Annotated in this window: 1 protein-coding gene; it reads right to left on the minus strand. The window is 72.2% G+C overall.

From position 1 onward, the window contains the following. A partial coding sequence (locus Vau01_RS62870) for a non-ribosomal peptide synthetase (protein WP_204015413.1) occupies window positions 1-2,106 on the minus strand: 2,106 nt, incomplete at both ends.

The following is a 2,106-nucleotide window of genomic DNA, read 5'->3' on the forward strand; positions in this document are numbered from 1 at the left end:
CCACCGGTCCGGGGCACCGGCACGACGGGCGGCACAAGCTCGTCGCGGCCGGCGTCCTCGACGGCGACGGCGAGCCCGGCGACGGTCGGCGCCTCGAACAGGGCTGCGACGGCGAGGTCCACGCCGAGGGTGGAGCGCACCCGGGCGACCACCCGGTTGGCGATGAGCGAGTGGCCGCCGAGCGTGAAGAAGTTGTCGTGGATGCCGACGCGGTCGATGCCGAGCAGCTCCGCCCAGATTCCCGCGACAGTGTGCTCGGTGGGGGTACGCGGCGGCACGTACGTACCGGCCGGCTCGGCCCGGGCGCCGTCCGGGTCGGGCAGAGCCCGGCTGTCGATCTTGCCGCGGTCGGTCAGGGGTAGCGCGGCCATCCGCACGAACGCCGTCGGCACCATGTAGGCGGGTAGCCGGGTGGCCAGGTGGGTGCTCAGCTCGGTGGCGGTGGGCGGGGCAGCCGGGTCGGCGGCGGTGAACCAAGCGATCAGCCGCGGGTGTCCGTGCGGGTCCGGGCGAACGCCGACCGCCGAGCCGTCGACCTCGGGGTGGGCGTTGAGGGCGGACGAAACCTCGGCGGCCTCGACGCGGTAGGCGCGCACCTTGAGTTGGTCGTCCAACCGGCCGAGGAACTCGAGTTGACCGTCGGCCCGCCACCGCACGCGGTCTCCGGTGCGGTACAGCCGTGATCCGGGCGCGCCGAACGGATCAGCGACGAACCGCTGCGCCGTCAGCTCCGGCCGACCGGTGTAGCCGCGGGCGAGGCCGGCGCCGCCGATGTGCAGCTCACCCGGGACGCCGACCGGGACCGGGGTCATCGACCGGTCGAGTACGAACATCGTGGTGTTCGCGATCGGGGTGCCGATCGGTGGAGCCCGGTCGCCGTCGGTGCCATCGGCCGGTGCCATCGACGCCCAGACCGTGGCCTCGGTCGGCCCGTACTCGTTGAACAGCCGTGCTGCGGGGACGGCCGAGCGGCACCGGTGCGCCAGCTCCGGTGGACACGCCTCACCCGCAGAGATGATCGTTCGGAGGGTGTGCAGTGGGTGGTCGGGATGCCCCTCACACCAGTCGAAGAGCTGTGCCAGTAGCGACGGTGTCGCGAGCAGATGGGTCACGCCGTAGCGGTTGACGTCGGTGGCGATGTCGGCGGGATCGAGCTCGCGCCGTGGCGCCGGTGTGACCAGGGTGCCGCCGGTGCACAACGTCCAGAACAGTCCGGCGAGCGAGCTGTCGAACGCCACGGGCGACAGCAGGAGGAAGGTGCCCGGCGACCGCTCGTAACGCCGCGTGCGGGCCGCCGTGGAGTTGGCGAGGGCGCCGTGTGTGGTCACGACCCCCTTCGGGACGCCGGCGGAACCGGAGGTGTAGATGACGTACGCCGCGTGGTCCGCGCGGGCGGCGGCGATCGGAACTGGCTGTGTGGACGCGGCTGCGGCCGCTTCCAGGGTCTGCGGCGTGCAGACCAGCGCCGCGCCGGCATCGGACAGGATGAAATGTTGCCGCTGTTCCGGATCGTCGGGATCCAGGGGTAGGTACACCCCGCCCGCCTTCAGGACGCCCAGCATGGCGACCACGAGCTCCGGTCCGCGGGGCAATCGAACCCCCACCACGCACTCGGGTCCGATCCCCTGGTCGCGCAGGTACCGGGCCAGCTGCTCGGCCCGCTGGTCGAGGTCGCGGTAGGTCACCACGTCGTCACCCGCGACCACGGCCGCGGTATCCGGCCGGCGGGCGGCCTGCATGGAGGCCAGCCCGTGCACCGATGCCGGGGGGATCTCGGCGGTGGTGGCGTTCCACCGTCTGAGGACCTGCTCGGTCTCCTCGGCGGTCACCATCGCGAGTTCGCGGATCCGGCGCGTCGGATCGGCTGCCACCTCCGCGAGGATGGCTCCCAGGTGCCGGGTCATCCGTTGGATGGTGGTGTCGTCGAACACGTCGGCGGCGTACTGGATCGATCCGGCCAGGCACGGGCCGGCTTCGCCGATGCTGAGCGCCAGGTCGAACTTCGCCGTGCGAACCCGTACCGGCAACTCGCCCACCGTCAAGCCGGTGAAGCCCTGTCCGCTGTCGACCGCGTCGACGGGAGCACCGCCGTAGGTGAACCATGTC

Origin of the sequence: Virgisporangium aurantiacum, assembly GCF_016863635.1 — a bacterium.
Taxonomy (GTDB): Bacteria; Actinomycetota; Actinomycetes; order Mycobacteriales; family Micromonosporaceae; genus Virgisporangium; species Virgisporangium aurantiacum.